Origin of the sequence: Rhizobium sp. CECT 9324, from assembly GCF_918741265.1 — a bacterium.
Taxonomy (GTDB): domain Bacteria; phylum Pseudomonadota; class Alphaproteobacteria; order Rhizobiales; family Rhizobiaceae; genus Allorhizobium.
Window position 1 is genome coordinate 324,495 of record NZ_CAKKMZ010000001.1, and the last position, 26,861, is coordinate 351,355.

25 protein-coding genes are annotated in these 26,861 nt (G+C 61.9%); 15 read left to right on the forward strand and 10 right to left on the reverse strand.

The features are described from left to right. The first annotated feature begins 12 nt into the window (after nt 1-12). The 6 genes from araD to fhuF all read left to right on the forward strand — a co-directional run bounded on the left by araD (nt 13) and on the right by fhuF (nt 6,927). Complete coding sequence (gene araD / locus LQ231_RS01490) at nt 13-1,758, forward strand: L-arabinonate dehydratase (RefSeq protein WP_230170008.1); 1,746 nt, start codon at nt 13-15, stop codon at nt 1,756-1,758. A gap of 74 nt (nt 1,759-1,832) precedes the next feature. Beyond that, a complete protein-coding gene (locus tag LQ231_RS01495) occupies nt 1,833-2,768 on the forward strand; it encodes a Gfo/Idh/MocA family oxidoreductase (protein WP_230170009.1) in 936 nt (311 codons plus the stop codon). Nucleotides 2,769-2,796: 28 nt separating this feature from the next. Continuing rightward, nucleotides 2,797-4,311, forward strand: a complete 1,515-nt coding sequence (locus LQ231_RS01500; RefSeq protein WP_230170010.1) for an aldehyde dehydrogenase (NADP(+)) — start codon at nt 2,797-2,799, stop codon at nt 4,309-4,311. A 9-nt stretch (nt 4,312-4,320) separates the two neighbouring features. Beyond that, nucleotides 4,321-5,250 carry a 2-dehydro-3-deoxygalactonokinase gene (locus LQ231_RS01505; RefSeq protein ID WP_230170011.1) on the forward strand — a complete coding sequence of 310 codons (930 nt, stop codon included), beginning with the start codon at nt 4,321-4,323 and terminating at the stop codon, nt 5,248-5,250. A gap of 4 nt (nt 5,251-5,254) precedes the next feature. Beyond that, a complete protein-coding gene (locus tag LQ231_RS01510) occupies nt 5,255-5,890 on the forward strand; it encodes a 2-dehydro-3-deoxy-6-phosphogalactonate aldolase (RefSeq protein ID WP_230170012.1) in 636 nt (211 codons plus the stop codon). 227 nt (nt 5,891-6,117) lie between these two features. Beyond that, nucleotides 6,118-6,927, forward strand: a complete 810-nt coding sequence (fhuF, locus tag LQ231_RS01515; RefSeq protein ID WP_230170013.1) for a siderophore-iron reductase FhuF — start codon at nt 6,118-6,120, stop codon at nt 6,925-6,927. 57 nt (nt 6,928-6,984) lie between these two features. Here the strand turns inward: fhuF and fhuB are convergent, their stop codons facing one another. Genes fhuB through LQ231_RS01530 form a run of 3 tightly spaced genes read right to left on the reverse strand, consistent with a single transcriptional unit; the run spans nt 6,985 to nt 10,650 of the window. Further along, complete coding sequence (gene fhuB / locus LQ231_RS01520) at nt 6,985-8,952, reverse strand: Fe(3+)-hydroxamate ABC transporter permease FhuB (protein WP_230170014.1); 1,968 nt, start codon at nt 8,950-8,952, stop codon at nt 6,985-6,987. After that, nucleotides 8,949-9,863: an iron-siderophore ABC transporter substrate-binding protein gene (locus LQ231_RS01525; RefSeq protein ID WP_230170015.1), complete on the reverse strand. Its 915-nt coding sequence runs from the start codon at nt 9,861-9,863 to the stop codon at nt 8,949-8,951. Before LQ231_RS01525 ends, fhuB begins: the two co-directional genes overlap by 4 nt. Then, complete coding sequence (locus LQ231_RS01530) at nt 9,853-10,650, reverse strand: ATP-binding cassette domain-containing protein (RefSeq protein ID WP_230170016.1); 798 nt, start codon at nt 10,648-10,650, stop codon at nt 9,853-9,855. Before LQ231_RS01530 ends, LQ231_RS01525 begins: the two co-directional genes overlap by 11 nt. Nucleotides 10,651-10,768: 118 nt before the next feature. Between LQ231_RS01530 and LQ231_RS01535 the strand changes: the two genes are divergently transcribed. Further along, a complete protein-coding gene (locus LQ231_RS01535; RefSeq protein WP_230170017.1) occupies nt 10,769-11,653 on the forward strand; it encodes an AraC family transcriptional regulator in 885 nt (294 codons plus the stop codon). A 171-nt stretch (nt 11,654-11,824) separates the two neighbouring features. Further along, nucleotides 11,825-14,005, forward strand: a complete 2,181-nt coding sequence (locus LQ231_RS01540; protein WP_230170018.1) for a TonB-dependent siderophore receptor — start codon at nt 11,825-11,827, stop codon at nt 14,003-14,005. Nucleotides 14,006-14,313: 308 nt separating this feature from the next. Here LQ231_RS01540 and LQ231_RS01545 read toward each other — a convergent pair whose 3' ends face one another. Together LQ231_RS01545 and acnA are read right to left on the reverse strand one after the other, a co-directional pair. Next, nucleotides 14,314-15,060: a thioredoxin family protein gene (locus LQ231_RS01545; protein WP_230173208.1), complete on the reverse strand. Its 747-nt coding sequence runs from the start codon at nt 15,058-15,060 to the stop codon at nt 14,314-14,316. Between the two features lie 221 nt (nt 15,061-15,281). After that, nucleotides 15,282-17,975 carry an aconitate hydratase AcnA gene (gene acnA, locus LQ231_RS01550; protein WP_230170019.1) on the reverse strand — a complete coding sequence of 898 codons (2,694 nt, stop codon included), beginning with the start codon at nt 17,973-17,975 and terminating at the stop codon, nt 15,282-15,284. Between the two features lie 276 nt (nt 17,976-18,251). Between acnA and ccmA the strand changes: the two genes are divergently transcribed. The 7 genes from ccmA (at nt 18,252) to LQ231_RS01585 (ending at nt 21,840) form a co-directional block, all read left to right on the forward strand. Further along, on the forward strand, nt 18,252-18,899 hold the full coding sequence (ccmA, locus tag LQ231_RS01555) for a heme ABC exporter ATP-binding protein CcmA (RefSeq protein ID WP_230170020.1): 648 nt from the start codon (nt 18,252-18,254) through the stop codon (nt 18,897-18,899). Further along, entirely contained in the window at nt 18,896-19,555 is a 660-nt protein-coding gene (gene ccmB, locus LQ231_RS01560) for a heme exporter protein CcmB (protein WP_007598888.1), read from the forward strand. The genes ccmA and ccmB overlap by 4 nt, the downstream gene beginning before the upstream one ends. 61 nt (nt 19,556-19,616) lie before the next feature. Next, entirely contained in the window at nt 19,617-20,384 is a 768-nt protein-coding gene (locus tag LQ231_RS01565) for a heme ABC transporter permease (protein ID WP_113142825.1), read from the forward strand. Beyond that, nucleotides 20,381-20,554: a heme exporter protein CcmD gene (ccmD, locus tag LQ231_RS01570; RefSeq protein ID WP_113142826.1), complete on the forward strand. Its 174-nt coding sequence runs from the start codon at nt 20,381-20,383 to the stop codon at nt 20,552-20,554. Before LQ231_RS01565 ends, ccmD begins: the two co-directional genes overlap by 4 nt. After that, on the forward strand, nt 20,551-21,156 hold the full coding sequence (locus LQ231_RS01575; RefSeq protein WP_230170021.1) for a DsbE family thiol:disulfide interchange protein: 606 nt from the start codon (nt 20,551-20,553) through the stop codon (nt 21,154-21,156). Before ccmD ends, LQ231_RS01575 begins: the two co-directional genes overlap by 4 nt. 75 nt (nt 21,157-21,231) lie before the next feature. Continuing rightward, nucleotides 21,232-21,513, forward strand: a complete 282-nt coding sequence (locus LQ231_RS01580) for a type II toxin-antitoxin system RelE/ParE family toxin (RefSeq protein WP_230170022.1) — start codon at nt 21,232-21,234, stop codon at nt 21,511-21,513. A gap of 27 nt (nt 21,514-21,540) precedes the next feature. After that, nucleotides 21,541-21,840 carry a HigA family addiction module antitoxin gene (locus LQ231_RS01585; RefSeq protein ID WP_230170023.1) on the forward strand — a complete coding sequence of 100 codons (300 nt, stop codon included), beginning with the start codon at nt 21,541-21,543 and terminating at the stop codon, nt 21,838-21,840. Nucleotides 21,841-21,846: 6 nt separating this feature from the next. On the opposite strand, the gene LQ231_RS01590 is transcribed toward LQ231_RS01585, so the two are convergent. From LQ231_RS01590 to dapF, 5 genes are read right to left on the reverse strand one after another with little or no spacing between them, the layout of a single operon-like run. Next, complete coding sequence (locus tag LQ231_RS01590) at nt 21,847-22,440, reverse strand: DUF2585 domain-containing protein (protein ID WP_230170024.1); 594 nt, start codon at nt 22,438-22,440, stop codon at nt 21,847-21,849. After that, nucleotides 22,437-23,099, reverse strand: coding sequence for a septation protein A (locus LQ231_RS01595; RefSeq protein WP_230173210.1), 663 nt, complete (start codon nt 23,097-23,099; stop codon nt 22,437-22,439). Before LQ231_RS01595 ends, LQ231_RS01590 begins: the two co-directional genes overlap by 4 nt. 35 nt (nt 23,100-23,134) lie before the next feature. After that, a complete protein-coding gene (gene ftsY, locus LQ231_RS01600; RefSeq protein ID WP_230170025.1) occupies nt 23,135-24,610 on the reverse strand; it encodes a signal recognition particle-docking protein FtsY in 1,476 nt (491 codons plus the stop codon). A gap of 21 nt (nt 24,611-24,631) precedes the next feature. Next, nucleotides 24,632-25,912, reverse strand: coding sequence for a tRNA (N(6)-L-threonylcarbamoyladenosine(37)-C(2))-methylthiotransferase MtaB (gene mtaB, locus LQ231_RS01605; protein ID WP_230170026.1), 1,281 nt, complete (start codon nt 25,910-25,912; stop codon nt 24,632-24,634). Then, nucleotides 25,909-26,829, reverse strand: coding sequence for a diaminopimelate epimerase (gene dapF / locus LQ231_RS01610; protein ID WP_230170027.1), 921 nt, complete (start codon nt 26,827-26,829; stop codon nt 25,909-25,911). Before dapF ends, mtaB begins: the two co-directional genes overlap by 4 nt. Between the last annotated feature and the right edge of the window lie 32 nt (nt 26,830-26,861).

Here is a 26,861-nt window from a genome sequence, read left to right on the forward strand (position 1 = left end):
CAGAGAAACGTCATGAGCAATTTCAAGCCAGCGGCATGGCCGCGCCAACTCAGGTCACAGCATTGGTATGGCGGCACGTCCCGCGATACCATTTATCACCGTGGCTGGATGAAGAACCAGGGCTACCCGCACGACCTGTTCGACGGTCGTCCGGTGATCGGCATCATGAACACCTGGTCCGACCTCACGCCGTGCAACGGCCATCTGCGCGAACTCGCGGAGAAGGTGAAGGCAGGCATTTGGGAAGCGGGCGGTTTCCCGGTCGAAGTTCCGGTCTTCTCGGCCTCGGAAAACACCTTCCGCCCGACGGCAATGATGTACCGCAACCTTGCGGCACTCGCCGTCGAGGAAGCCATGCGTGGCCAGCCGATCGACGGCGCCGTGCTGCTCGTCGGCTGTGACAAGACCACGCCATCGCTTTTGATGGGCGCCGCATCGACCGACATTCCGACCATCATGGTCACCGGCGGCCCGATGCTGAACGGCTATTTCCGCGGCGAGCGCGTCGGTTCCGGCACGCATCTGTGGAAGTTCTCCGAAGCCGTCAAGGCGGGCGAGATGACCCAGGAGGAGTTCCTCGAAGCCGAAGCCTCGATGTCGCGCTCGACGGGTACCTGCAACACCATGGGCACCGCATCGACCATGGCTTCGATGATCGAATCGCTCGGCATGGCTCTGTCCGGCAATGCCGCGATCCCGGCTGTCGACAGCCGTCGCCGCGTCATGGCGCAACTGTCCGGCCGTCGCATCGTGCAGATGGTCAAGGATGACCTCAAGCCCTCCGACATCCTGACCAAGGAAGCCTTCGAAAACGCCATTCGCACCAATGGCGCGATCGGCGGCTCGACCAATGCCGTCGTGCATCTTCTTGCCATGGCCGGTCGGGTCGGCATCGACCTGACGCTTGACGACTGGGATCGCTGTGGTCGCGACATTCCGACGATCGTCAACCTGATGCCGTCGGGCAAGTACCTGATGGAAGAGTTCTTCTACGCCGGTGGCCTGCCGGTTGTGCTCAAGCGTCTCGGCGAAGCGGGCAAGTTGCACAAGGATGCGCTGACGGTTTCCGGCACGACGATCTGGGACGAGGTCAAGGACGTTCGCAACTGGAATGAGGATGTCATTCTGCCGGTTGAAAACGCTCTCACTCAGCAGGGCGGCATCGCGGTTCTGCGCGGCAATCTCGCGCCGAAGGGCTGCGTTTTGAAGCCGTCGGCAGCCTCCGAGCATCTGTTGAAGCATCGCGGTCGTGCCGTGGTGTTCGAAGACATCGACGACTACAAGGCGAAGATCAACGACGAGGCGCTCGATATCGACGAAACCTGCGTCATGGTTCTGAAGAACTGTGGTCCGCGCGGTTATCCGGGCATGGCCGAAGTCGGCAACATGGGCCTGCCGCCGAAGGTCCTGCGCAAGGGCATCACCGACATGGTGCGCATCTCGGATGCGCGCATGTCCGGCACGGCCTATGGCACGGTTCTCCTGCACACATCGCCGGAAGCTGCCCGCGGCGGTCCGCTGGCGATCGTTCGCAACGGCGACTTCATCGAGATCGATGTCGAAGCACGTCGCGTTCACCTCGACATTTCGGAAGAGGAAATGCAGCGCCGCCTGGCCGACTGGCGTCCGTCGGTCGAGCCGCCGGCCAGCGGTTATGCCCGCATGTTCCACGACCATGTCGAAGGTGCTGATACCGGCGCCGACTTCGACTTCCTCAAGGGTTGTCGCGGTTCTGCCGTCGGCAAGGATTCGCATTGATCTCTTGATCTGACCCTGGAAGCGCGCCTCACCGGCGCGCTTCATTCCATTGAACATTACAGGATGAGCAGGCTATGACCTCTTCTCAGAAGATAGCGCTGGCACTGGCCGGCGTTGGCAAGATCGCCCGCGACCAGCACATTCCCTCGGTTGAAAACGGCGGTGATTTCACCATCAAGGCGGCCATCAGCCGCAACGGCAAGATCGACAGCGCCGAAAATTTCGAGAGCTACGAGAAGTTTCTCGAGGCCCGTGGCGACGTTCGTGCAATCTCGCTCTGCACCCCGCCGGAAGTGCGCTTCGACATGGCCAAGAAGGCCATCGCTGAAGGTCTGGATGTGCTGCTGGAAAAGCCGCCGGCGGCAACGATCGGTGAAGCGCAGGCGCTGGCCGAACTGGCCCATGCTGCCGGCGTCACCCTGTTTGCCACCTGGCATTCGCGTTTTGCCAATGGCGTCGAACCGGCCCGCGAATGGCTGCTGGGCAAAACGATCAGCAAGATCGAGATCACCTGGAAGGAAGACGTGCGCCGCTGGCATCCGGGCCAGGCGTGGATCTGGGAAGCCGGTGGTTTCGGCGTGTTCGATCCGGGCATCAATGCCCTGTCGATCCTGACCGCGATCATCCCCGGCCAGACCATTGTGGAAAAAGCCTTGCTGCACTTCCCCGAAAATCGCCAGCAGCCGATCGCCGCCAGCTTGGTAATGAAAAGTGCCGCCGGCGCTCCGATCACCGCGGAATTCGACTGGCGCCAGGAAGGCCCGCAGACCTGGGATATCGTCGTCGAGACGGATCAGGGCACCTTGCGCCTCGCAAAAGGCGGCGCCGAACTCTATATAGACGGCAAGCAGGCGATCGAAGCTCCGGACCGCGAATACGCCCGCATCTATGACCGATTTGCCGACCTCATCCGCACCCGCCAAAGCGACGCGGATTTCCAACCTCTCCGGCTCGTCGCAGACGCCTTCCTCACAGGCGAACGCCGTATCGTCGAGCCCTTCGTCGAATAATTTCGACTTCTATTGAAAGGATTACCCAATGACGCTGAACCTGACCGGAAAACACCTGATTGCCGGCGAATGGGTTGAAGGCTCTGGAACCTTTGCCTCCAATCCCGCCTCCGGCGAGAGCCGCACCTATTCGCTCGGATCTGCCGCGCTGGTTGATCGCGCCATGAAGGCGGCCGAAGAGGCATTCGTCACTTACGGTTATTCTTCCCGCGAAGACCGCGCCAAGTTCCTTGAGGCGATTGCCGAGGAAATCGATGCGCGTGGCGATGCGATCACACAGATCGGCAGCCAGGAAACCGGCCTGCCGGAAGCCCGCCTGATCGGCGAGCGCGGCCGCACCACCGGCCAGTTGAAGCTGTTTGCCGAGCATATCCGCAAGGGTGACTATCTCGACCGCCGCTTTGATGCTGCACTTCCGGATCGCCAGCCGCTGCCGCGTCCCGACATCCGCCTGATGCAGCGCCCGATCGGTCCGGTCGGCGTATTCGGCGCGTCCAACTTCCCGCTGGCGTTTTCGACGGCCGGCGGCGATACCGCATCGGCGCTGGCTGCCGGTTGCCCGGTTGTCGTCAAGGGTCATGAAGCGCATCCCGGCACGGCGGAAATCGTCGGCCAGGCCATCGATGCGGCGATCAAGCGTTGCGGCGTTCATCCGGGCGTGTTCTCGCTCGTCCAGGGTGGCAACCGCGAAACCGGCGAGGCGATCTGCCTGCATCCTTTGACCCGCGCCGTCGGCTTCACTGGCTCGCTCGGCGGCGGTCGCGCGCTGTTCGATCTCTGCGTCCGTCGCGCCGAACCGATCCCGTTCTTCGGTGAACTCGGTTCGGTCAATCCGATGTTCCTGCTGCCGGCAGCCGTTGCTGCACGCGGCGAAGCACTGGCCAAGGGCTGGGCCGGTTCGCTCACCATGGGTGCTGGCCAGTTCTGCACCAATCCGGGCATTGCGATCATCGAAGAAAGCGCCGAGGCCGACGCCTTCCTCGAAACCGCCAAGACCGCCCTGGCTGCCACCAATGCGCAGACCATGCTGACCGATGGCATTGCCAATGCCTATCGCGCCGGTGCGGACCGTATTGCCGGCACCGAAGGTGTGCAGGCCGTGCTGACCTCGACCTGCGACCTACGCAATGCAAAGCCGTATCTGTTTGCCACCACCGGTGAGAACTGGCTCGGCAATCATGTGCTCGGTGAAGAGGTCTTCGGTCCGCTCGGCATTCTCGTCACCGTCAAGGACAAGGCCGAGATGGTCAAGATTGCCGAGAGCTTTGTCGGCCAGTTGACCACGACGCTGCACATGGACGATGCCGACACGCCGACCGCACAGGCGCTGCTGCCGATCCTCGAGCGCAAGTCGGGCCGCGTTCTGGCCAACGGCTTCCCGACCGGCGTCGAAGTCTGCGACGCCATGGTTCACGGCGGTCCTTACCCGGCTACCACTAATTTCGGTGCAACCTCGGTCGGGACCATGGCGATCCGCCGCTTCCTGCGTCCGGTGAGCTACCAGAACATTCCGGCAGCCCTGCTGCCTGAAGATCTGCGCTGAGACCGCGCCATGGCTGGTAGAGCATTCGCAGCACTGGTCGATTGGGGCACAAGCAACTTCCGCATCTGGCTGGTCGACAGCCAGGGCGAGGTTCTGGCCGAACGGCAATCGGCCGAAGGCATGGGGAGCCTGGAGCGCTCCGCCTACCCGGCCGTGCTCGAAAGCCATCTATCGGCCTTCGGCGCGTCACCCGACCTGCCCGTGGTCGTTGCCGGCATGGCCGGTGCGCGCACCGGATGGCGTGAGGCACCGTATGTCGAAACGCCGGCCCCGCTCGTCGGCCTGTTCCAGCATGCCATCATTCCGGACGGCGCCAGCCGTCCGGTCTATATCCTGCCCGGCGTCTGCCAGCGCAAGGATGGCGCCTTCGATGTGATGCGCGGCGAAGAAACCCAGCTGGCCGGTGCGCTGGAACAGGGTCTCGACAATGCACTGATCTGCCTGCCCGGCACCCATTCCAAATGGGCCCTGGTGGAAGATGGCCAGATCAGCCGCTTCACCACCGTGATGACGGGCGAACTCTACAATCTCATCAGCCGGCAATCGATCCTGCGGCTTTCGGTTCCGGAAGACGGCGATGCCGAAGCCAATCTCGATATCTTCGACCAGGCTGTCGACCAGGCACTCCTGCCCGGTTTTGCCCTGACCTCGCGGCTGTTTTCCATCCGCGCCGAAGGTCTTCTGTCGGCAGGTGGCAACACAGGCCCGGCTGCTCGCCTCTCAGGCCTGCTGATTGGTTCGGAGATCGCCGCGATCGCCGATGACCTCAAGCGCCACGGCAAGGCCTATCTGATCGGTACCGGCAAGCTGACGCGTCTCTATGCGCGCGCCATTGCCCGGGCCGGCGGCGAGGCTGTCATGCTCGACGGCGGACTTCTGGTGCGCCGTGGCCTGCTGGCTTCCGCCCTTTCTCTTTTCGATCACGAATTCAAGGAATAGTTTCATGACCGCTCCCGTCGTCGCCTGGCCTGCCCTCCGCCGCAATCTCGTTGCCATTCTGCGCGGGATCACGCCGGATGCCATCGAAGCGGCCGTTGAAGCGCTTGTCGACGCCGGATTTGAAGCGATCGAAGTTCCGCTGAATTCGCCCGATGCCTTCACCTCGATCGAAAAGGCGCGCCGGCTTGCGCCGGCAAACTGCCTGATCGGCGCCGGCACCGTGCTTGAAGTCGCGCAGGTCGATCGGCTGAAGGATGTCGGCGGCAATCTGCTGGTGACGCCGAATGTCGAGCCTGATGTCATCCGTCGCGCCGTACAGTACGGCATGGTGACCATGCCTGGCGTCTTCACCGCCACCGAAGCCCTGCTGGCGGCGAAATCCGGTGCGGCAGCGCTGAAATTCTTCCCGGCCAGCGCGCTTGGTCCGTCAGGCATCGCCGGTATCAAGGCGATCCTGCCGCCGAACCTGCCGATCGGTGCCGTTGGTGGCGTGTCTGACAGCAATTTTGCCGAATACTGGAAGGTCGGCGTGCGTGCCTTCGGTCTCGGAACAAGCCTGTACAAGCCTGGCGATTCAGCGGCTCTGATTTCCGAGCGCGCGATCAAGTCCGTGGCGGCCTACGACGCCCTGTCGGACTGATCGCCGAGATCGCCGTCGGATAAAAGTCATCGCCGTCTGCAGATTTAAAGTTGACTCTTTTGTTCGGTATTTACCTTGCGCCAATGATTTGACGCAAGTCGGTCCCATTGGGCCGGCCGAATGACTGGAGATATTGCTGCCATGCCTTGTCCAGGAGCGGTGAGCCGACAGATGTCCGGCCGCCATTGCCATCAACGGCAGATGATCTCCGCAACGGCACGCCTACTGTGATCGGCGTTCAGGGACCTCTTGCGGGCAAGGGCGAACTTGCAGCGCCAGAGCCGAAGGATTTTGGCGGTCTTCTCTGCGCGGTGGTCGGTGAGCGCTATGCCTATGCCGCGGGCTACTTCCATTTCGTCCAGCCGGACAATACTCAAGGCATCGCTTGCGCCGATCTGCTCGATGCAGGTCGGTTCAATGCCGTCATCGATCGCTACGCTGCCCAGTTTCCCGAAGGTACGGACCGCCGGGCGCTGGTCTCCTTGTGGTCGCTCTATTACCTGAGTGCACTCGGCATGGGCGCTGCAATCGCATGGCTGGAGTTGCGTCGAACCTTGCCATTGGCTCTGGATGAACTGACGGTGCTGATCGATCCGGCGACAGGCGCACCGAAGGGTTTCCTGCTGGCAGACAGCGGCACCGTTTCCGGTCGCAGTGGCAACGGGATCCGCATTCACGACGCGTTGCGCCCGGTCATTCGCAACCACCTCGAGCCCTGGATCAGCGCTGTGGCCGCGCATTCCGGGCTTGGCAAGAAAGTGCTGTGGACCAATGCTGCCGGCTATCTCGACTGGATGATCCGGGAAATTGGTCGGCTGGGCAGCAAGGCGCTGGAGATCGAGGCCCTACCCCTTATCGAAGACGCAGCATGGCCGGATGGCTGGCGCAACCCGCTTTATCGCACGCTTCGTTTTGAACCCGGCCCGGATGGCTCGGTCATCAGCCAGCGCCGCATCTGCTGCCTGCGTTATGCCGTTCCCGGTGTTGGCGGCTGCGGCAATGTCTGCCCGGTGGCCGAGGGCCGCTGCGGGCTGTAGCTTTCCTGACACAGCACCATATCGCTCCAGCGTCCGGGCATTGTGATGCCGGAACCCTTAAGCTTTGCGCCGCATCAGGATGATCAGGAACGGTGCTCCGATCAGGGCAGACACCAGGCCGGCTGGAACCTCATACGGAAAGAGCAGCGTCCGGCCGATCCAATCCGCCAAGACCATCAAGCCACCGCCGGTGATCGTACCTATCACAAGCTGACTCGTGGCGCGCCGTGCGCCGAATTCGCGCGCCAGATGCGGCGCCATCAGGCCAACGAAGGTGAGCGGGCCGACGCTGAGCGTGGCCGCGGCGCTGAGAAGGCCTGCCAGCAGCAGCAGCGCCAGTCTTGCGGCGCTTGTGGGCACGCCGAGGGAGCCTGCCGGGCGCTGTCCCAGTGGCAGCAGGTCGAGCCAGCGCCTGAGCAGCAGGCTCGCGGCGACCAGCAAGACGGCGAGGCATAGAACCGTGAACGCGATCTGCTGGTTGACGTTGTAGGTCGAGCCGCTCATCCAGCGCATCAGGAAGACCGTGCGTGGATCGCCGGTCGCACCCAGTATGCCGACGACGGCATCTGCCATCGCCGACAGGGCAATGCCGGCCAGCAGCACCCGTTCCGGCGCCAGACCCGAGCGCGCGGCGAGCAGGAAGATCAGGGCCAGAACCGACAGCGCGCCGATCGCGGCATACCCGAGCTGACCGGTGAGGCTCGGAACAGCAACAAAGAACACGGCGATGGTGATGCCGAGCGTTGCGCCGGCGCTGATGCCGAGCACTTCGGGACTGGCCATCTCGTTGCCGGTGAGGCGCTGCAGGATGGTGCCGGCGGCAGCCAGCATGGCCCCTGAGGCAAAGGCCGCGACCAGGCGGGGCCAGCGCAGCGGCAGAATGCTCTGCCAGAGATCCGGGGAGACAACCGCCCAATCGCCATTGGTGGCGCGGCCGATGAACATGGCGCCGATCAGGATTGCCAGGCAGCCAAGGCCGGCGATCCAAAGCCCCCATCGCGCCGACAGCAGGCCCGAACCCGATAAGCGCGGCTGCTCGATGATCCGGTTGCGGATCTTCAGGCGTGGCAACATGGCAAGCAGCAGAGGCGAACCGAAGACAGCGGTGACCGCCCCCGTCGGCAGCATGTCGGACCAGGCGCCGGCGAGGTTCATCAGGGCGCTGTCGGCGAAAAACAGCAGGCTCGCGCCGATCGCTGTCGACCAGCCGAGCAGACTGGCCGGACGTCTGGCGCCGGCGAGCCTTGCCAGTGTCGGGGCCACCAGGCCGATAAAGCCGATGACGCCGACGGCACTGGTGACAAAGGCTGCCAGCATGACCGCCAGTGTCACGGCGATGAAGCGCAGGCGAGAAGGTCTCAGGCCAACGGAGGCTGCACCGGCCTCGCCGAGTTCGATCAGCGCGAGGGGCCGGATGATCAGCGCTGACAGGATGCCGATGACGGTCAGCTTCAACGCCAGCGAGACCGGCGTGTCCCAGCTCTGCTGCGAGAGAGACCCGGCGCCCCAGATATAGAGGCTGACCAGGTAGCGCTCATTGAGCAGCGTCAGGATCGCGGCAAGGCCGCCGCACCAGAGACTGATGACGAGGCCTGCCATGACCAGCGAGAAAGGTGAAAATCCCCGCCGTGAGCCCAGGAGGAAGACAAGTCCGGCTGCCGCTCCGCTGCCGACAAGAGCGGCCAGATCGCGCCCGACACCCAGCAGCGCCGGGAAAAACAGCATGGTCAGAACCAGCGCCAGATTGGCTCCGGCCGATATGCCGAGCGTGGTCGGCGAGGCGAGCGGATTGCGCAGGACCTGCTGGAACAGCGCTCCCGATAGCGAGAGTGCTGCGCCGCACAGCAATGCCGTCGCCAGGCGTGGCAAGGTGGAATTGATCAGAACCATCCAGCGAATGGCATAGTCGGGCGCGGTCGTGGCCAGATCCAGAGTGGGCGCAATCTGCAGCCATGAAAGACTCATGCCCATCCCGATCAGAAGTAACGTGATCAGGGAAGGTAAAATGGTCGCGCGGCTGATCATGCGCTGGCCTCCGCATAGTCCGTCATGATCCGGGCAAATCGCATGGCGTCACTGAGCATGCCAAACATCAGTGAACCGGGCAGCACGGTCAGGTGCCCCGGCCGGGCGAAGGGCAAGGCCTGCCACAGCGGGCTTCGCTCCAGGATCGGCAGGACATCGGGTAGCAGGGGATCGAAGGCAACCAGGCGCGCCTCGGGATCGGTGATCTCGGCCAGGTTTTCGATCGGGATCGTTTCGAAACCCCAGAAATTTCCCGGTTTGCTCCAGGCATTGGTCAATCCGATGCGGGTTAGCACATTGGCGTAGAGGCCGGGCGACGTGTAGATGCGAACATGGCGCGGGTCCATGAAATAGACCATTGCCAATGGCCGAGACCCGACCTTGGCGATCCGCTCACGGCAGGCATCGAAAAACGCGTCGGCCTCAAGGATGAACTGCTCTGCCTCGGCGCCGCGGCCCAGCGCCTCGCCGAGCTTGCGGGTTGCAGCGACCGCCTTCGGCAGAATATCGCCGCCGTCGGCCGTATAGACTTCGAGCTGCAGGACCGGCGCTATTTCCTCGAGCCTCGGCGTCAGGGCGCCGCCATAGGGTGTGTTCAGGATCAGGTCCGGCTTCAGCGCCGAGATAATCTCGAAATTGACCTCCCAGGGAGAGCCGAGATCGGCGACCTCCGGCGGCAGGGGCGGCTCGATGACCCATCTGTCCCAGTCGGCACCGGCGGCGATGGCCTTGGGCACCACGCCGAGCGCCATGGCTGTCGAGGCAAGGCCGTAGTCGAGGCTGATGAGCCGTTGCGGAGCCCGGGCACCGATGGCAAGGTGCGGTGCCAGCAGGCTGGTGGCAAGGCCGGCGAGCAATTGACGGCGACCGAAGGGCAGGGCGGTGTTCAGGCGCATCGGATCAGCGGACATAGGCGATCGGCACATTGAGGGACGGATGCGGGGTCACGTCCATGTCGATGCCATAGATCTGGCGCAAGGTATCGGCTTGCAGGATGTCGGCCGGCGTGCCGCTGGCCACCACTTCGCCGTTCTTCAGGGCATGAATGCGGTCGGAGAAGCGCGCCGCCATGTTGATGTCATGCAAGACGATCACCACGCTCAGGCCGCGATCGGCCGATAGCCGGCGTACGAGCGACAGAACCTCGATCTGGTGGGCGATATCCAGTGCCGAGGTCGGCTCATCCAGCAGCAGGCATTCGGTATCCTGCGCCATCAGCATCGCGATCCAGGCACGCTGGCGTTCTCCACCCGACAGCGTCTCGATAGGACGATCCGCCAGCGGCTCGATATGGGTCAGGGCCAGAGCGTCCTCAACCTTGCGCCTGTCGATGTCGCTGAAGCGGCCGAGCGCGCCATGCCAGGGATAGCGGCCGCAGGCGACGAGTTCGCGCACGGTCATGCCGCTGCCGGCGCCGAGATCCTGCTGCAGATAACCGACCTTCCGGGCAAAATCCCGCGAGGAAAAGCCGTCGAGTTCCTGTCCGGCGCACAGCAAGCTTCCGGCAGTCGCCTTGTTCTGCCGTGCAAGGATCTTGAGAAGCGAGGACTTGCCGGAGCCGTTGTGGCCGACCAGGCTGGTGATTTCGCCACTGCCGAAATCGAGCGACACCTGTTTCAGGATCTGCCGCGCATCAATGGTCAGGCCAATGTCATGGGCTGAAAATGCGGCCGGTTGGTCTGCTGCTTGCCGGCTCATTGACCGCTCTCCCTCGAGACGTGACAGGTGTTGAGCTCGAACTACTAAATATGATAAACGTCTTCAAGTATTGTTTTTCACATGCGCTCGCCTGTTCGGGCGCAGATGGTTTGGCCAGATGAGTTTCCTCCCCCAGATGCAGACCCGGACCGAAGGATTTTCGGTCCTGCGCAATTTCCACCGCCGCTATTGGGATGGCATGGTCGTCGATCTCTGGGATGTCGATTGCGCGGTCGATGCCGGTGGCTACTACATGGGGCCGCATCCAAGATTGTTTGCGGTGCTCGCGGCGCGGCGACGGCCCGAGGGCAATTTTGTCATGGCGGAAATCGGCGGACCGCTCGTGGACGCCTGCTATCGCCGCTCGGTCTCCTTCATCCCGGCCGGGCTGGAACTGCGCACGGAAATGTCGGGTATGCAGTTTCTCCAGCATCTCGATCTGCATTTCGATGTGGACGGGCTGACCCGCCGTTTCGGCGAGGATCTGCCGCTCGACCGGCTCGAGGAACCGAAATTCATGGTGCAGGATCAGCGACTGCTGTCGCTTGCCGATCTGATTGCGGCCGAATGCGCCTCGCCCGATCCGCTGCACCATCTCTACGGCGACGGGCTGACGCTTGCGCTTCTGATCGACGTGCTGAAAATCGCGCCGCCGACCCTGCGCAGCCGATCGCGGCTGGCGCCCTGGCAATTGCGCAAGGTCACGGCTTTCATGGAGCACAATTGCCTGCGGGCGATCCGCCTGGAAGAGCTTGCTGCGATCACCGGCCTGTCGCAATCGCATTTCAGCCATGCCTTCAAGGCAAGCACCGGCGTGCCGCCGCATCAATGGCAATTGCGGGCGCGGATGGATCGGGTCAAGGCCTTGCTGATAAAGCGCGACATGTCGTTGACCATGGTTGCAGCCGAGACGGGCTTTTCCGATCCAGCGCATTTCGCCCGCACCTTCCGCCGCCATACAGGCCTGTCGCCGTCTGCCTGGCGCAAGGCTTATGCGGCCTGAGCGCCTTCTGTTTGCACGCTGCTCTTGGGTGCACTGCCACAAAGTTTGTCCAGAATTGATCCAGTCGCAGCAGGATCGGACAAGCAGCACAATAATACCTGATATAGAAACTCATCTTATTTGACGGAATTGAGGCGGATGCCAGATCCAGCCAGATGGGGTGTAAGTAAGATGGTTTCAGTGAGGAATTACCGGTCGTTGACGCGGGCGTGCTATGCGGGTGTTGCCCTGGCTGTGGTCGGCGCGCCGGTCTTGGCACCGGTCCTGGCACAGGCCCAGGACACCAGCACGCAGCTTTCCACCATCGTCGTCGAAGGCAAAAAGCAGACCGCCACGGGTCCGGTCGAGGGTTATGCCGCACGCCAGACCGGCACCGGTTCCAAGGCCGCAACGCCGATCAGCGAAATCCCGCAATCCGTGTCGGTCGTCGGTCGCGAGGAGATCGAGGACCGCGGGGTCACCAATAAGGTCGACGAGGTTCTTCGCTATACCTCGGGCGTAACGGCGCAGCCCTTCGGTGCGGACGGCGATACCGACTGGATCTATATTCGCGGTTTCGACGCGACACAGACCGGTGTCTTCCTCGATGGTCTCAACCTGTGGAGCTACGGCTTCGGTGGATTCCAGATGGATCCGTTCTTCCTGGAGCGGGTCGAAGTGCTCAAGGGGCCGGCCTCTGTGCTCTACGGTGGCGCCAATCCGGGTGGCATCGCCAACATGATCAGCAAGCGTCCCCTCGACGAGGACCTGGCCTATACCGAAACCGGCATCAACAACCACGGCACGGCCTTCTTCAATTTTGACGTCAACCGTGTGTTCGAGGAGCAGGGCGTTTCTACCCGCCTCACCGGCAAGATCGACGGCGGCAACACCGAGACTGGAGATGAATTCCGCGGCGTGATCAATCCGCAGATCACCTGGAGCCCGGACGAGGCAACCAAGCTCAACGTCTACGGCTATTATTCCTATCTCGACCAGCAATATGGCACCAACGGATTCCTGCCGTATATCGGCACCGTGGTCGATGCATCCTTCGGCAAGATCGACCCCACCGTTGACTACGGTGAACCGGGCACGGACTACAGCACGATCCGCCAACAGATGATCGGCTACGAGTTCGAGCACGAATTCGACAATGGCTGGACGGTATCGCAGAATGCCCGCTACGGTCATGTCAAGCGGGATGAGAACTCACCCTATACCTACGGCTACTATGACCCGGCCAATGCCTATTCCAGCTTCCAGGCGCCGGTGACTGCCGATGCCCAGCTGCAGCGCTATGGTTTCGATCACGAAACTGCCGTGGATAGCTTCGCTGTCGACAATCGCCTGAGCGGCGAATTCGAGACGGGCGCGCTCGATCATCAGCTGATGGTCGGTCTCGACTACAAGCATTATCAGCTCGAGAGCGTCCAGGCCTTCGCATTTGCAACGCCGGTCACCGCTGTCAATCCGGTCCACGGTGTCACGCAGCCGACCAACAGCGTCTATCTCAATCAGACGCTGACCCTTCAGCAGCTTGGCTTCTACGCCCAGGACCAGATCCGCTTCGGCGATGGCTGGATTGCGACGCTGAATGGGCGCTATGACATCATCGATACCGAACTCGATGACCACCTCTACACCGCGGATTACAAGTCCAACGATGCAGCGTTTTCCGGTCGTGCCGGTCTCGCCTATCAGTTTGCCAATGGCCTCACGCCCTACGCCAGCGCTGGCACCTTCTTCAATCCGGTGATCGGTACGACGCTGGGCGATGCGCTGGAGCCGGAGGAGGGCTATCAGGTTGAGGGCGGCTTCAAATACGAGCCGACGGCATTTCCGGGCATGATCACAGCCTCCGTCTTCCATATCACCAAGCAGAACTGGACGGACACAAACCTCGGCATCTCGACCCAGGTCGGCGAAGTCACCTCCGATGGTGTCGAGATCGAGGGTAAGGTCGATCTCAACGACGACTGGAAGTTTCTGGCCTCCTTCACCTATCAGTCGCTCGAAGTCACCGCAGACCAGAACGGCTCGCTGCTCGGCAGCACGCCCTACCTGACGCCCGAAGTGCTGGCATCCGCCTGGGTGGACTACACGGTGCCGACTGGTGTCTTCGAAGGGGTGAGCATCGGTGGTGGTCTGCGTTACCAGGGCGAGTCCTGGGCTGACATGCCGAACACGTCGAAGGTGCCGGATGTCGTGCTGGCCGACCTCGCCCTGCGTTACCAGAAAGACAGCTGGGGCGCATCGCTGAACGTCAACAACCTGTTCGACAAGGAATATGTCGCCGGCTGCAAGGGCACGCTGACCTGCGGGTATGGCGAAGGGCGCACGATCACCTTCAAGCTGACGAAGACCTGGTAACCCGGCGCCACACATCAACCTGACAACGAAAAAGGCCGCCGGCGGAAACGCTGGCGGCCTTTTTGTCGGCAATAGTCACGAGGTGCCGGTGCGGTGACATCCGTCACCGGGGATTTCACCAGTGACAGAGAAATTCGTATCTGCCGCATTTTGAACAAAACAGCGCCCAGATTTGCGATGAAATATAACCAATCAACTTGGTTGGCGCCTGGCGCCAAAAAGGTCCGGTCTGGCGCATTGACCCCTTACCCCCAGCCCCCCAATGCTTCCGGGCCGGACCACACCAGGTTTTCCGATCCCAAAGTCTCTCAGATCTTGTGCTTTTTGATCATCACGGTAGCGCCGATGATGCGCGACGGCTGGCCATCCTGGCTTGCGGCCTGCAGCAGCACGGCACAGCCATTGCTCTTGTCGGAGCCGATGACCTTTGCCGGCAGCACGATGTCAAGCGGCTTGCCGTCCCACATGCCGACGGTCTGTACATCCGTCACGCTGTGCCAGTAGTTCAGCTTCTGGCCGGTATTTTCACCTTTCAGCACTTCCACTGTCTGGTTTTCACGGAAGTAGACGACCACGACGTCGGCCTTGCCAATGCCGGCGACGGTGCTGGCACCGATCGAAATCGTCAGCTCGTCGCCGGTGCGGCGCGCGTCGATCGGCACGATCAGGCCCTGTCCCTTGCCGTTCATGCTGTCGATCCGGCGATTGATTTCGGCCGCGTCGGTGCCCTTCAGATGGTCGCGGCCATTGAGCACCGCCTGAGGCGTATAGACGCCGCTACGGCCAAAGGATTTGGCATAGCCATATTGCCGCTCGGTATTTTCGGACGAGGCCAGCGTGTCGGCCCAGCCGAGATAGTTCCAGTAGTCGACATGATAGGCGAGCGCCACGACGTCCCCCTGGCGCACCAGCTGCTCGAAAGCCCGATCTGCGGGAGGACAGGAGCGGCAGCCCTGCGAGGTGAACAGCTCGACAACACCCTTCGGCTTGATGACCTCTTCAGCCTCGGCGTATGGAATTGCCAGGCAAAACAAGACCGCACAATACGTTGCCATGCTGGCAAACGTGCGGTTCCTGTTCATCGATGCAGTATCCATTCGCATGTTTCGTGACATAGCCTTGCTTTATGGTGGTGCAGAGATAGCCCTTCCATCGTCGACAGCAAAGTCACGATGGGGTGAAATTTGCGTCATCGTTTTTCTGCTGCGCACCGGTCCCAAAAAAAGCCGCTGGCAGGGCGCCAGCGGCTTCGTTTCGTTCACGAAGAAAACGGGTATCAGGCAGCCAGGTCGCGAAGAACCGTCTGCAGGATGCCGCCATTGTTCATGTAGGTCACTTCGTCCAGCGTATCGATGCGGCAGAGGATCGGAAGCTCCTTCACCGTGCCGTCGCCATAGGTGATCTTGGCGATCTTCTTCTCGCGTGGCTTGATGTCACCTTCCAGGCCGTCGATCTCGACGATCTCGTCACCCTTGAGGTTGAGGCTGGCCCAGGTCGTGCCTTCCTCGAAGACGAAGGGCACGATGCCCATGCCGACCAGGTTCGAGCGGTGGATACGCTCGAAAGACTGGGCGATCACGGCGCGAACGCCGAGCAGGTTGGTACCCTTGGCAGCCCAGTCACGCGACGAACCGTTGCCGTATTCGACGCCGGCGAAGATGACCAGCGGCGTGCCTTCAGCCTTGTACTGCATGGCCGCGTCGTAGATCGACATCTCTTCCTTGGACGGATAGTGGATGGTGTAGCCACCTTCCTTGCCGTTCGGGCCGAGCATGTGGTTGCGGATGCGGATATTGGCGAACGTGCCGCGCATCATCACTTCATGATTGCCGCGGCGCGTGCCGTACTGGTTGAAGTCGGCCACGGCCACACCGTTTTCGGTGAGGTAGGCACCGGCAGGCGAAGCCGCCTTGATCGAGCCGGCCGGAGAAATATGGTCGGTGGTGATCTTGTCGCCGAAGAGACCGAGAACGCGGGCGCCCTTGATGTTCTTCAGGCCGGTGCCGGTCTTGCCCATGCCAACGAAGTAAGGCGGGTTCTGCACATAAGTCGACTTGTCGTCCCAGGCATAGGTCTGGCCGGCAGGAACCTGAACGGCTTGCCAGTTGGCATCGCCCTTGAACACGTCGGCATACTTCGATTCGTAAAGTTCGCGGGTGACGTATTTCAGGATGAATTCCTGGATCTCGTGCGAGGTCGGCCAGATGTCCTTGAGATAGACCGGGTTGCCGTTCTGGTCTTCACCGAGCGGTTCCGTGGTCAGGTCCTTCTGGACGGTACCGGCAAGCGCGTAAGCCACGACCAGCGGCGGCGAAGCCAGGTAGTTGGCCTGGACGTCCGGCGAGATGCGGCCTTCGAAGTTGCGGTTGCCCGACAGGACGCCCGCGGTGATCAGGCCCTTGTCGTTGATCGTCTTCGAGATCGGCGCCGGCAGCGGGCCGGAATTGCCGATGCAGGTGGTGCAGCCGAAGCCGACCAGGTTGAAGCCGAGTGCATCGAGCGAAACCTGCAGGCCGGACTTCGCCAGGTATTCGCCGACGACCTGGGATCCCGGTGCCAGCGAGGTCTTCACCCAGGGCTTGGTCTTCAGGCCCTTGGCGACCGCGTTGCGGGCCAGCAGGCCGGCCGCAATCAGCACGCTCGGGTTCGAGGTGTTGGTGCAGGAGGTGATGGCGGCAATCGCCACGTCGCCATGGCCGATATCGTAGTCGGTGCCTTCGACCGCGTAGCGATTGGTCAGCTGGCCCGGCTTCTTGTAGTCGGTTTCCAGGGCCGTCGCGAAGTTCGGCGCGATGGTTTCGAGCGGCAGGCGGCCTTCCGGACGCTTCGGGCCGGCCATCGACGGCACGACGTCGCCGAGGTCGAGTTCGAGTGTGTCGGTGAAGACCAGCTCAGAACCGTCGCCATCACGCCACATGCCCTGAACCTTGGAATAGGCTTCCACCAACGCGATGCGGTCCTTGGTGCGGCCGGACATGGTCAGGTAGTTGATGGTTTCGCCGTCAACCGGGAAGAAGCCGCAGGTCGCGCCATATTCCGGGCCCATGTTGCCGATGGTGGCGCGGTCGGCGAGGGACATCGAATCGAGGCCGGGGCCGAAGAATTCGACGAACTTCGAGACGACGCCCTTCTTGCGTAGCATCTGCACGACGGTCAGCACGAGGTCGGTTGCGGTCACGCCTTCCTTGACCTTGCCGGTCAGCTTGAAGCCGATGACTTCAGGCAGCAGCATGGAGACAGGCTGGCCGAGCATGGCGGCTTCGGCTTCGATGCCACCAACGCCCCAGCCGAGAACGCCGAGACCGTTGATCATTGTGGTGTGGCTGTCCGTACCGACGCAGGTGTCGGGATAGGCGGTGGTTTCGCCGTCCTCATCCTTGGTCCAGACGGTCTGGCCGAGGTATTCCAGATTGACCTGGTGACAGATGCCGGTGCCCGGAGGAACGACGCGGAAGTTCTTGAACGCCTGCTGGCCCCATTTCAGGAAGCGGTAGCGCTCGCCGTTGCGCTCATATTCGAGCTCAACATTGCGGGCAAAGGCGGTCGGGGTGCCGAATTCGTCGACGATGACCGAGTGATCGATCACGAGGTCGACGGGCACAAGCGGGTTGATCTTTTCCGGGTCGCCGCCGAGGTTGACCATGGCGTCGCGCATGGCAGCCAGGTCGACGACGGCCGGAACGCCGGTGAAGTCCTGCATCAGCACGCGGGCCGGACGGTAGGCGATTTCGCTTTCGGCCGTGCCCTTGTCGACGAGCCAGGCGGCGACTGCCTCGATGTCCTTCTTGAAGACGGACCGACCGTCTTCATTGCGCAGGAGGTTTTCCAGCAGGACCTTCATGGAATAGGGCAGCTTCGACACGCCGGCGAGGCCGTTCGCCTCGGCCTTCGGGATGCTGTAATAGACGTAGTCTTTGCCGTTTACGGTCAAGACCGAACGGCAATTGAAACTGTCGAGAGATTTAGCCACGGATAGAAACCCCGCTGATACTGATAGCCAACACAATCGTGCGGACGCCTATGCACTTCATGCACATCAGGATGCGGGTACGGCCATTTCCGCTGTCCGCCCGTGAAATATTGCTGTCGCAACGTTCATGTTCGGCACAAGGATGAAGTTCACGCCGACCGCTGGCGTGCTTGCAGGTCTTATAGATAGTTTCTAAGAAAGGTTCCAGACCGACCAATGGCGAATTTTGACAAATTTTTGCAACGCGATGATTAAAATCTTAATGAAGGGTCGGCCATGCGCCTGACGGTAGAAAACCTGAGTGCGCGACGCGGCGAGGAATTCATTTTCGTAAACATTTCCTTTGACTTGGGTCCAGGCGATGCGCTGGTGCTGACAGGCCGTAACGGGTCGGGAAAATCGACGCTTCTCCGTGTCGTTGCAGGGCTTCTGCGACCCGAGACAGGCCAGGCGGAATGCCTGATTTCGGCGGATGGCGAGGTTCGTCCGGCGGGTGAATTCAGCCACTATCTCGGTCATTGCAATGGCATGAAGCGGGAACTGACGGTTGATGAAAACCTCGGTTTCTGGCGCCGATATCTCGGTGATGTCGGGGGCGGCGAGAGCATGTCGGTCGAAGATGCAGCCCAGGCTGTCGGTCTCGAAGACATTACGCACCTGCCCTATGGCTATCTTTCGGCCGGTCAGCAGCGGCGATTCGCCATGGCGCGACTGCTTGTCGCCTACCGGCCGATCTGGATCCTCGATGAGCCGACGGCCGCACTTGATTCGCGTGCCGATGCGATGTTCGAAGGCCTGGTGCGCCGGCATCGCGCATCCGGCGGCATTGTGCTCGCCGCCACGCATCAGCCGCTCGGTCTGGAAGGCGCGCAGCAACTGGAGATGCTCGGTTTCGACCATGCCGGGATGGAGGGCGTGCAATGATCGCGCTTTTCCTGCGTGACCTGAAGCTTTCCGTGCGTGCCGGTGGTGGCGCGCTGATCGGCGTCTTGTTTTTCATGACGGTCGTCGCCGTCATCCCCTTCGGCGTCGGACCCGATCTCAACCTTCTGGCCCGCATAGGCCCGGCGATCGTCTGGATCGGTGCCCTTCTGTCGGCGCTGCTCGGGCTCGACCGGCTGTTCCAGGCCGAGCGCGACGACGGCGCGCTGGACGTGCTCCTGATGCAGGAAACGCCGCTGGTGTTGACCGTCTTCGTCAAATGCCTGGCCCATTGGGTGGCGACCGGCCTGCCACTGGTCATCGCATCGCCGCTGCTCGGCCTGTTCATGAACATGAGCGAGGTCGCGATCGGTGCTGTGATGCTGACGCTGCTGGTCGGGTCTCCGGCGATCACCTTCATCGGTGCGGCGGGCGCCGCGGTCGCGGTCGCACTGCCGCGCGGCGGCCTGCTGGTTTCGATCCTGGTCCTGCCGCTGGCGATCCCGGTGCTGATCTTCGGTGTCAGCGCTTCGTATGCCGCCGTCGAGGATCCGGCCCCATTTATGCCACCCTTCCTGTTTCTGGTCGCGATCATGCTGTTTTTTGCGGTCATCGGTCCGCTGGCGGCAGCGCTGGCGCTGCGCAATGCCGCAGACTAAGCACGCCCGGATTGACCAGGATCAATTGCAGCAACAGGGATGACAGGTTAGAAGCAGTCTCATGAGCGATACCAGCCTTGCCATCTCGAAAATCGGCGACCTCGCCAATCCGACACGTTTCCTCGCGTTGACGGCGCGGTTGCTGCCGTGGCTGTCCAGCATCACGTTGCTGCTGTTTGCCGTCGGTCTCTACATGAGTTTCACCACCGAGGGCGATTACCAGCAGGGCGACACGGTGCGCATCATGTATGTGCATGTGCCGGCTGCCTGGCTGTCGATGATGTGTTATTCGGTGATGGCGCTGTCGGCGATCGGCACGCTGGTCTGGCGCCATCCGCTGGCCGATGTCAGCCACAAGGCCGCCGCCCCGCTGGGCGCTGCCTTCACATTGATCGCGCTGATAACCGGCTCGCTCTGGGGCAAGCCGATGTGGGGCACCTGGTGGGTCTGGGATGCGCGCCTGACTTCAGTCTTTGTGCTGTTCCTGATGTATCTCGGCCTGATTGCGCTCAACCGCGCGATGGACGATCCGTCCAAGGCCGCGCGTCTGAGTTCGGTGCTGATCCTGGTCGGCTTCGTCAACATCCCGATCATCAAGTTTTCGGTCGAGTGGTGGAACACGCTGCATCAGCCGGCAAGCGTCATCCGGCTGGATGGCCCGACGGTGGATCCGGAATTCCTCTGGCCTTTGCTGGTCATGGCCGTCGCCTTCACCATGCTGTTTTTCACCCTGCATTTTGCCGCCATGCGCAACGAGATCTGGCGGCGCCGTGTCAGCGCCCAGCGCCGCATGGCCGCCCGACAGGCCAGCCGGGAGCACGCCGCATGAGCCATGCCTTCTATGTCTATGGTTCCTATCTCCTGACGGCGCTGATCTGTCTCGTGCTGATCGGCTGGGTCTGGCTCGATGGCCGGGCACGGCAGGGCGAATTGAAGGCCCTTGAGGCTTCCGGCATTCGCCGTCGCTCTGCAGCCGTCAAGCCGGGTGAGGGGGCATGAACACGCAGCCCTCCGAACCAGTAAGGACCCGCAAGGGGTTCGGTCGCTATGTTTTCGCGCTGCTGCCACTGGCTTTTTTTGCCGTGATTGCCGGCACTGCGGCGAAGATGCTCTACGAGCAGGATGTCAACGGCCGCGACATTTCCGTCATTCCCTCGGCGCTGATCGGCACCAAAGCGCCGGACCTGGCGCTGCCCGCCCTCGAAGGATCCAAGCGACCAGCCCTCACCACAGCCGTCATGGCCGGCAAGCTGACGCTGGTTAATGTCTTTGCCTCCTGGTGCGTGCCCTGCCGCGAGGAACATCCGATGCTGCTGGAGCTGTCCAGGGATCCCCGCATCAATCTCGTCGGCATCAATTACAAGGACCGCACTGACAATGCGCTGCGGTTCCTCGGTGAACTCGGCAACCCGTTCCAGGCGATCGGCATCGATCCGAACGGCAAGGCGGCGATCGACTGGGGGGTCTACGGAATCCCCGAGAGCTATCTTGTCGGCCCCGACGGCACGATCCTCTACAAGAAGGTCGGTCCCTTCGATCCGCAGTCGATCGAGACGCAGTTGATGCCGGCGATCGAAAAGGCGCTGGCCGCAGGCAGCTAGCCCGTATCATGCTTTGATACTAAGTCTTGACATCCGTTTCGTATCTCTTGATGATACGCTGGCGGAGGTCGAACCATGATCCGTTCATTCAAGGACAAGCGCACCCGTTCGATAGATGATGGATCCATCCGTAAAGGGTTCCCCGCCGATCTCGTTCGTCGGGCGCAACAATTGCTGGCTTTGCTTGATGCAGCCAAGGATCTGAGAGACTTGCGATCGCCGCCCGGAAATCGGCTGGAGAAACTCAGTGGCGATCGAGAAGACCAGTATTCAATCCGGATCAATATCCAATGGCACATCTGTTTCGTATGGACTGATGCCGGGCCTGAAAACGTCGAGATCACCGACTACCATTGAGCCAGAAGGCTGCAAGGAGACGACAAGATGAGTATCAGCAAGGCACCGCCGATCCATCCGGGAGAAATTCTGAAAGAGCTCTATCTCGCGCCGTTGAACATGACACCCTACTCCCTCGCCCGCCAGCTACGCGTCCCGCGGACGCGTATCGAACGTATCGTCGGCGAGAAAGTCGGCATCAGCGCGGATACGGCCTTGCGGCTGGCCAAATTCTTTCAAACCACACCGGAGTTCTGGCTGAACCTGCAGGCCGGTTATGATCTGAAGCGGGAAAGTTCCGCTCTCGAAGCGGAATTGGCGCAAATTCCCGCTTTCAAAGCCGCCTGAGCACCCTCAGAGCGCCGCCTGCCATTCCTTGATCGCATCGACCGGCCAGATCAGCATCAGCACGTTGAGTGTGAGGTTGTCCCGGATGATGTAGCCCGTGGCCAGTTCGAAGCCGATGGCAATCACCACCGTCAGCCAGATCGGTGCGCGAGCGGCAAACCAGAAGCCGGCGAACATCGCGACCATGTCCATGGCCGAATTCAGGATACTGTCACCCTCGTAGCCGACCGCCATGGTTGCGGACCGATAGCGGTTGATGATGATCGGCGAGTTTTCCAGGATTTCCCAGCCAGCCTCGATGACGGCGGCCAGTGTCAGGCGCGCACCGATCGAGGCCTTGCGCAGCACGGCCCAGCCGAGCAGGTAGAACAGGAAGCCGTGAATGATGTGCGACGGCGTGTACCAGTCGAACAGGTGCTGGGAATTGCCCGGCGTGTTGACGCCCGGCTCGAACAGCTTGATGTAGCCGCAGGAGCAGATCCACAGGCGGCCCATGAAATATTGCGCGGCGATCTGGACGATCAGCACGACGGCCGTGGCAATCAGCCAGAAGCTCAGGCTGGATCTGTTTTCGCTTTCGCTCATCGTCGGCGCGGTCATTGCTTGCTGCCCGGCTTGCTGCCCGCGCTATCGTCTTCCAGCGAGTGCTTCATGATCAGCGGCATCTGCGCCAGCGTGAACAGGATGGTGATCGGCATCGTGCCCCAGACCTTGAAATTCACCCAGACATCGTTGGAGAAATTGCGCCAGACCACTTCGTTGATCACCGCCAGGAAGAGGAAGAAGATCCCCCAGCGCAGCGTCAGCTTGCGCCAGCCCTCGGCGTCGAGTTGGAAGGCGGCGTTGAAGACATAGCCGAGCAGCGATTTGCCGAACAGCAGGCCGCCGAGCAACACGACCCCGAACAGCGAATTGACGATGGTCGGCTTCATCTTGATGAAGGTCTCGTCCTGCAGCCAGATCGACAGCGTGCCGAAGATTGTGACGACGATGCCGGAGACGAAGGGCATGATCGGCAGGTGTTTGAAGATCAGCTTGGAGGCGATCAGCGAGATGATCGTCGCCACCATGAACAGCGCGGTCGCGATGAACAACGGGCCGCCGACGGCGGTCAGCACCGGGAAGGTCTTGGCCAGCCATTCGCCGCGCAGGTTGCCGAAGAAGAAGACGAGCAATGGTCCGAGTTCCAGCGCCATCTTCAGCATCGGGTGATGTTTTTCGGCCGGGGTCGATTCGACATCGCTGGAATGCACGGTCATGGTGTCGTCTTTCGTGGTTTTGTCCGGAAAATTGTTCATCGGGCGATACCTGCAATCGCGCTGGCGAAATCCTCGGCCTCGAAGGGCTCGAGGTCGTCGACGCCTTCTCCGACGCCGATGAAATAGACCGGCAGTTTGTGTTTGGCGGCAATCGCCACAAGGATGCCGCCGCGGGCGGTGCCGTCGAGCTTGGTCATGATCAAGCCGTTGACGCCGGCGACATTGCGGAAAATCTCGACCTGGTTCATGGCGTTCTGGCCGGTCGTGGCATCCAGCGTCTGCAACACGGTATGCGGCGCATCGGGATCGAGCTTGCCGAGCACACGAACGATCTTTTCGAGCTCGGCCATCAGCTCCGTCTTGTTCTGCAGGCGGCCGGCCGTGTCGATGATCAGGACATCGGCCTTTTCGGCCTTGGCGCGCTCGAAGGCGTCATAGGCAAGGCCCGAGGCATCGGCGCCAAGCTTGGTGCCGACGAAAGTCGAGCCGGTGCGGTCGGCCCAGATCTTCAGCTGCTCGATGGCTGCGGCACGGAAGGTGTCGCCGGCCGCCAGCATGACCTTCAAGCCGGAACCCGACAGCTTGGCGGCCAGCTTACCGATCGTGGTGGTCTTGCCGGTGCCATTGACGCCGACGACGAGAATGACATGCGGTTTGTGATTGAGGTCGAGCGCCAGCGGTTTGGCGACCGGTTTCAGAACCTTGACGATCTCGCTGGCCATGATCCGGGTCACGTCCTCGCCGGTCACATCCTTGCCATAGCGCTCGGAGGACAGTGTGTCGGTAACACGCAACGCGGTCTCGACACCGAGATCGGCCTGGATCAGCAGGTCCTCCAGCTCTTCCAGGGTCTCTTCGTCCAGCTTGCGCTTGGTAAACAGCGCAGTGATCTGGCTGGTCAGTTGCGAGGAGGTGCGAAACAGGCCGGCTGTCAGGCGCTGGAACCAGGTGAGTTTTGCCGTCGGCGCCTCGTCCGCCGGCTCGACCGGCAGGGTGTCGGCCGTGGCAAATCCCTTCGGCAGAGCGACCGGCACAACTGCTTCCACCGGAGCCGATGTTTCAACATTGTCACTATGCGAGATATCAGCCGGCTGGACCGGATTTTCGTGGAAGGCCAGGGTCTCGGTCTGGACCGGCTCGACAGCCTGCTGCTCGGCTTCGTCTTCGGCCTTCAAAAGCTCCAGCGGCACCATGGCCAGATCGACGTCGGACGGTTCGGGCGCTTGTGCCTGCGCTGGTTCTGCGTCGAGGTCAGGTGCCGGGCCGCCAGCGGTATCGATGTCCGCGGCTAGGACCGGATCGTCGGCGAGCGGCAGGTCCTCTACCCGGTCGCGCGGCTCGCTTTCGGCTATGATCGCGGCTTCGACCTCAGCGGGCAGCGCCCTGTCTTCAAGCGCCCTCTCTTCAAGCGTGTTGTCGTCAAGCGCCTTGTCTTCATCGGTCTCCGTCACCGTTTCAGTCGGCTTTTCCTTGCCGAAGGTGAAGACTTTTTTGAAGAAACCGAGGGCCATGGGTCTTGTTAATCCGTCTTCTCAGGCCGCGGCGCTGGAGGCCGTTGCCGATGCAATCGTCAGATGGCGGCCATTATGGCCACCGATCGAAACCTCGACCAGCATGCCCGGCGTAAAGCCTGGCGCTGAAACGAAGGTGAAGTCTTCCGTATGGGCCATTTCGTTGCGTTCGACCAGCAGCATTTGTCGCGTGCCGATCAGGCGATCGAGGTGGGCTACATGCAGGCGCTCGGCCACGGCGCGCAAGGTGGACGCGCGGGCCTTGACGACGGCGCGGTCATGCTGCGGCATACGGGCCGCCGGCGTGCCCGGCCGCGGGCTATAGGGAAAGACATGCAGATGGGCGATGCCGATTTCCTCTGCCATCCGTGCGGAATTGGCGGCCATCTCTTCCGTTTCTGTCGGAAATCCGGCGATCATGTCAGCGCCAAAGGCGAAATCCGGGCGAAGGTCACGGACCTTCCTGGCGAATGCGATCGCATCCGCACTGGAATGCCGGCGCTTCATGCGCTTCAGGATCAGGTCGTCGCCGTGCTGCAGCGACAGATGCAGATGCGGCATGAAACGCGGCTCGTCGGCGATCAGGTCGAAGAGATGCTTGTCGACCTCGATACTGTCGATCGAGGACAGCCGCAGCCTGAGGATTTCCGGCACCTGCTTCAGCAGCGTCTTTGCCAGCTGACCAAGCGTTGGTCGGCCGGGCAGGTCGGCGCCGTAGCTGGTGGCATCGACGCCGGTCAGCACCACCTCGCGATAGCCGTTTTCCACCAGCTTGCGCGCCTGCTCGACCACGGCACCCATCGGCACCGAGCGGGAATTGCCGCGGCCATAGGGAATGATGCAGAAGGTGCAGCGGTGGTCACAGCCATTCTGCACCTGCAGGAAGCCGCGCACATGGCCGTCGATATGGGCAACCATCTGCGGCGCGGTCTCGGTGACGCTCATGATGTCGTTGACGCGCAGCTTTTCCTCGGCCGAAACCCCGAAATCGGGCAGCCGGCGATAGCTCTCGGCCTTCAGCTTTTCCTCGTTGCCGAGCACGACATCGACTTCCGGCATGGCGGCGAAACCTTCGGCATCCGTCTGGGCGGCGCAGCCGGTGACGATGATGCGGGCTTCCGGGTTTTCGCGGCGGGCGCGGCGGATGGCCTGGCGGGCCTGCTTTACGGCTTCGCCGGTGACGGCGCAGGTATTGACCAGGATCGCATGGTTCAGGCCTGCCTTGGCCGCCTCTGCCTTCATCACTTCGGATTCGTAGGTGTTGAGGCGACAGCCGAAGGTGATAACGTCGATGCCGCTCACGAGGCCGACGCCCCGGCGACAGTATCGGCTTTGTCAGCATCCCGCTGCCAATCGCCGCTGACAGGATCGACAGAACCCGACCATTCCCATTCGGCAGGACCGGTCATGATGACCTTGCTGTCGCTTTCGCGCCATTCGATCATCAGCGATCCACGGTTCGGGCTCGAGGCCACAGTGATCGTCACCTTGCGTTCGGTACGGCCGGTGCGGGCCGCAGAGACGGCGGTGGCGCAGGCAGCCGAACCGCAGGCGAGCGTCAGGCCGGCGCCGCGCTCCCAGGTGCGGGTGGTTATCGTGGTTTTCGAGGTGACGTAGGCCAGGGTGATATTGGCCTTTTCCGGGAAAATCGGATGGTTTTCCAGCAGTGGGCCGAAGCGTTCCAGGTCGAAGTCCATCGGGTCGCGGTCGATCCAGAAGATCGCATGCGGATTGCCCATCGACATGGCCGAGGGCGAATGCAGGATCGGTGCGTCGATCGGGCCGATCTGCAGCTCGATCTTGCTGGTATCGTAGAACTCTTCCGACAGCGGAATGCGGTCCCATTCGAACACCGGCTTGCCCATGTCGACCGAAATGGTTCCGTCGTCATGTTCGGCGGCGTTCAAAATGCCGGCAACGGTCTGGAAGGTGAATGTCTTGCGGCCGGTTTCCGAGGCCAGCGCCTGCACGACGCAGCGCGTGCCATTGCCGCAAGCCTGAGCCTTGGTGCCATCACAGTTGAGAATGTCGATATAGGCGTCCGTGCCATCGATCTTCGGATCATGAACCGCCATGATCTGGTCGAAATGGGTCTCGGCACCTGCGGCCAGCGCAATGGCTGCTGCCGGGGTGACGCGGTCGGTGCGGCCGCGCATGTCGACGACCAGGATCTTGTTGCCAAGCCCGTTCATCTTCGCGAAGTCGACCCGATTGTCCATTGCCATGCTTCCTTGCCCTGTTGAGGGTTTAT